This window comes from Geodermatophilus arenarius, from assembly GCF_042654585.1.
GTDB classification, from domain to species: domain Bacteria; phylum Actinomycetota; class Actinomycetes; order Mycobacteriales; family Geodermatophilaceae; genus Geodermatophilus; species Geodermatophilus arenarius.
Genome location: NZ_JBHSGR010000047.1, coordinates 1 through 3215, shown reverse-complemented (window position 1 = coordinate 3215; position 3215 = coordinate 1). Strand labels below are relative to the sequence as shown.

At 77.0% G+C, this 3215-nt stretch carries 5 protein-coding genes; 1 reads left to right on the top strand and 4 read right to left on the bottom strand.

Going from position 1 to position 3215, the window contains the following annotated elements; all coding sequences use genetic code 11:
- From ACFO3M_RS22660 to rimP, 4 genes are all read right to left on the bottom strand, one after another.
- The coding region (locus ACFO3M_RS22660; protein ID WP_387994483.1) for a translation initiation factor IF-2 N-terminal domain-containing protein at positions 1-276 on the bottom strand (276 nt) is incomplete at its 3' end.
- Positions 277-370: 94 nt separating this feature from the next.
- The gene (locus ACFO3M_RS22655) at positions 371-721 is read right to left on the bottom strand and encodes a YlxR family protein (RefSeq protein WP_387994486.1); all 351 of its coding nucleotides are present in this window, start codon (positions 719-721) and stop codon (positions 371-373) included.
- A 41-nt stretch (positions 722-762) separates the two neighbouring features.
- The gene (nusA, locus tag ACFO3M_RS22650; protein ID WP_387994480.1) at positions 763-1896 is read right to left on the bottom strand and encodes a transcription termination factor NusA; all 1134 of its coding nucleotides are present in this window, start codon (positions 1894-1896) and stop codon (positions 763-765) included.
- The gene (gene rimP, locus ACFO3M_RS22645) at positions 1893-2492 is read right to left on the bottom strand and encodes a ribosome maturation factor RimP (RefSeq protein WP_387994477.1); all 600 of its coding nucleotides are present in this window, start codon (positions 2490-2492) and stop codon (positions 1893-1895) included. The genes nusA and rimP overlap by 4 nt, the downstream gene beginning before the upstream one ends.
- A 346-nt stretch (positions 2493-2838) precedes the next feature.
- Here rimP and ACFO3M_RS22640 point away from each other — a divergent pair, with 346 nt between their 5' ends.
- The gene (locus tag ACFO3M_RS22640) at positions 2839-3192 is read left to right on the top strand and encodes a hypothetical protein (protein ID WP_387994475.1); all 354 of its coding nucleotides are present in this window, start codon (positions 2839-2841) and stop codon (positions 3190-3192) included.
- Positions 3193-3215: the final 23 nt, after the last annotated feature.

Here is a 3215-nt window from a genome sequence, read left to right as displayed (position 1 = left end):
CGGGGCGGGCGACGGCGCGGGGGCCGACGCGGCGGGCGAGGGCGACGCCGGGCGCGGGGCGGCGGGACGGGCGGGGGCACCGCCGCCGTTGCCGCCGCCGGCGTTGCCGCCGGTGGACGCGCCGAGGGCCTCCCGGAGCCGCCGGGCCACGGGGGCCTCGACGGTCGAGGAGGCGGACTTCACGAACTCGCCCTGCTCCTTGAGCTTGGCGAGCACGGTCTTGCTGTCGACCCCGAACTCCTTGGCGAGTTCGTGGACGCGGGCTTTGCCTGGCACGGATCTCCTCTTGTGAGGCCGGCGGCTCGCCCGCGCGACCTCGTTGTCAGTAGTGCATGGTCTGGCTTGTCATCGTGGGGACTTCACGGCTGACTCATCCGACGACGTCCTGCTCTCGACGTGCGGACCGGCCGGTTGCCGGTCCGTCTGTGGGAAGTGCGGTCTGTCGTTCGTCCGCTGTCGCCCGTCCCGGGCCCGGGTCCCCCGGCGCGGAGGCGCCGAGGACGTGGGTCCGGAGCGGACCGGCCTCCACCGCGGCACCGCGCGGGAGGCGCAGTGCCCGGGAGAAGGCCCGGCGTCGCTCCGCTGCGTGGAGGCACTCCGGGGTGGGGTGCACGGACGCGCCCCGGCCGGGGAGCCGCCGTCGCGGATCGGGCACGAGGGTCCCGGACCGGTGGACGACACGCAGCAGGTCGGTGACCGGAGCGCGCTCCCGGCAGCCCACACAGGTGCGCACCGGGATCGACGTTTCGGCCACCCGTCACTCTAGCGCGCTGCGGGACCCCGTTGTTCCGGACGCCGCGGACCGGACCGCAGCCCGCCCCCACCGGGGGACGGCCGCCCGCCCGGGGTGCCGGCGCGGACCGGTGGCGGGCCCGAGCGCAGCGGCGGGCGCCCCACGCCGGGCGAGGGGGTGGCGTCGTCGGGCCGGGCGTCGCTGCGGATGTCGATCCGGCAGCCGGTGAGCCGGGCGGCGAGGCGGGCGTTCTGCCCCTCCTTGCCGATGGCCAGCGACAGCTGGAAGTCCGGGACGACGACGCGCACCGCCTTGGCCTTCGGGTCGACCAGCGTGGCGCTGCTCACCCGGGCCGGGCTGAGCGCGGAGGCCACGAAGGTCGCCGGGTCGTCGGACCAGTCGACGATGTCGATCTTCTCGCCGTGCAGCTCGCTCATGACGTTGCGCACCCGCTGCCCCATCGGGCCGATGCAGGCGCCCTTGGCGTTGAGCCCCGGCACGGAGGTGCGGACGGCGATCTTCGAGCGGTGCCCGGCCTCCCGGGCGACGGCGACGATCTCGACGCTGCCGTCGGCGATCTCGGGGACCTCGAGGGCGAACAGCTTGCGCACCAGGTTCGGGTGGGTGCGCGAGACGGTCACCTGCGGGCCGCGGTGGGTGCGCGACACGGAGACGACGTAGGCGCGCAGCCGGCTGCCGTGCGGATAGCTCTCGCCGGGGACCTGCTCGGCGGCGGGCAGGACCGCCTCGACCTTGCCGATGTCGACCAGGACCGCGCCCTGGGCGTTGCGGCGGGCGTCGGCCTGGACGACGCCGCTGACGATGTCGCCCTCCTTGCCGGCGTACTCGCCGAAGGTCTGCTCGTGCTCGGCGTCGCGCAGCCGCTGGACGATGACCTGCTTGGCGGTGCTGGCCGCGATGCGGCCGAAGTCGCTGGGGGTGTCGTCCCACTCGCGCACGACTTCGCCGTCGGGGCCCAGCTCCTGCGCGAGCACCGCGACCTCACCGGTCCTGCGGTCGACGTGCACCCGCACGTGCTTGGCCGCGCCGTCGGCGTGGCGGTACGCGGTCACGAGCGCCGTCTCGAGGGCCTCGATGACCGTGTCGACGGGGATGCCCTTCTCCCGCTCGACCGCCTTGAGGGCGGTCACGTCGATGTTCACTGTCCTCCTCCGTCGTCGTCGCCCTCGTCGTCGTCCTCGTCGTCGTCCTCGTCGTCGTCCTCGTCGTCGTGCACGTCGAGCACGTCGTCCGGGTCGTCCGCCGCGTCGTCCGCCGGGTCGTCCGCCGGGTCGTGCTTGCCCGGGCGGCCGAACTCGACCTGCACCCGGCCGGAGCCGAGCTCGGCCCAGGACACCTGCCGGGGCGTCGGCGGCCGCTTGCGGGCACCGGGCCTGGCCTTCGGCTCGACGGCGAGGGTCACGCCCTCGTCGTCGACGGCGGTGACCCGGCCGGTCACCTGCTCGGCCGCCCCCGCCGGGCCGACGGTCACGGTGACCAGCCGGCCGGTGTTGCGCCGCCAGTGCCGCGGCTCGGTGAGCGGCCGGTCGACGCCGGGGCTGGTCACCTCGAGCACGTAGGGGGCGCGGCCGAGCTCGCCGTCGTTCTCGTCGAGGACGGCCGAGACCGCCCGGCTGACCTCGGCGACGTCGTCGAGGGACACGCCCTCGTCCCGGTCGACGACCACGCGGACGACGCTGCGCCGGCCGGCGGGCGTGACCACGAGCTCCTCGAGGTCGTAGCCGGCGGCACCCACCACGGGCTCGATCCAGCCGGCCAGCCGTGTGGCGGCCGGGTCCTGCCGTGACCCTGCGGCCGGGTCCTGCCGTGACCCTGCGGCCGGGTCCTGCCGTCCCCTCGCGGACACGGGCTCCCTCCCCTCCTGCAACCGGTCGGAGCTCGTGCTCGGCGGACCGCACCGTCCGGGGCCGCGCCCGGTGGCGCGGGCTCGCGCGGCACCGGCCGCGGCGTACCCGGGGAGTCGTCAGGCTACCGCTCCACCGGGGACCGGGGCCCGGCCGCTCGGGCGGGTGACCTCCCCGGGGTCCCGACGCGCCCGGGAGCCGTCCGGGCGGGCGGGGCGGCTCCTGGGAGGATGGCGGGCGATGTCCGTCTCCCCCGCCCCCGCCGGGTTCCCGCGCCGCCGCCTGCTCGCGGGCACGGCGGGGCTGGCGCTGCTGCTGGCCGGCTGCACCTCCGGCGACCCCGGGCAGACGGCGCAGGAGACGGCGGCGCAGGACCGGCTGGCCCGCCAGGTCGCCGTCCAGGAGGCGGTGGTGGCCGCCTACGACGCGGCGGTCGCCGCGGACCCCGCGTTCGGCGGGACGATCGCCGACCTGACCGGGCAGGCGCAGGAGCAGCTGGCGCGGCTGCGCGCGGCGGCGCCGGGGGCGACCCCGTCGTCGTCCGCCCCGCCGGCCGCGCCCGCGGGCGACGACCTGCGCGCGTGGCTGCGCTAGCAGGTGGGCGCCGCGGCCGCCGC

Coding starts and splice junctions, on each gene's coding strand:
- ACFO3M_RS22640 (WP_387994475.1), top strand. CDS start 2,839: ATGTCCGTCTCCCCCGCCCCCGCCGGGTTCCCGCGCCGCCGCCTGCTC.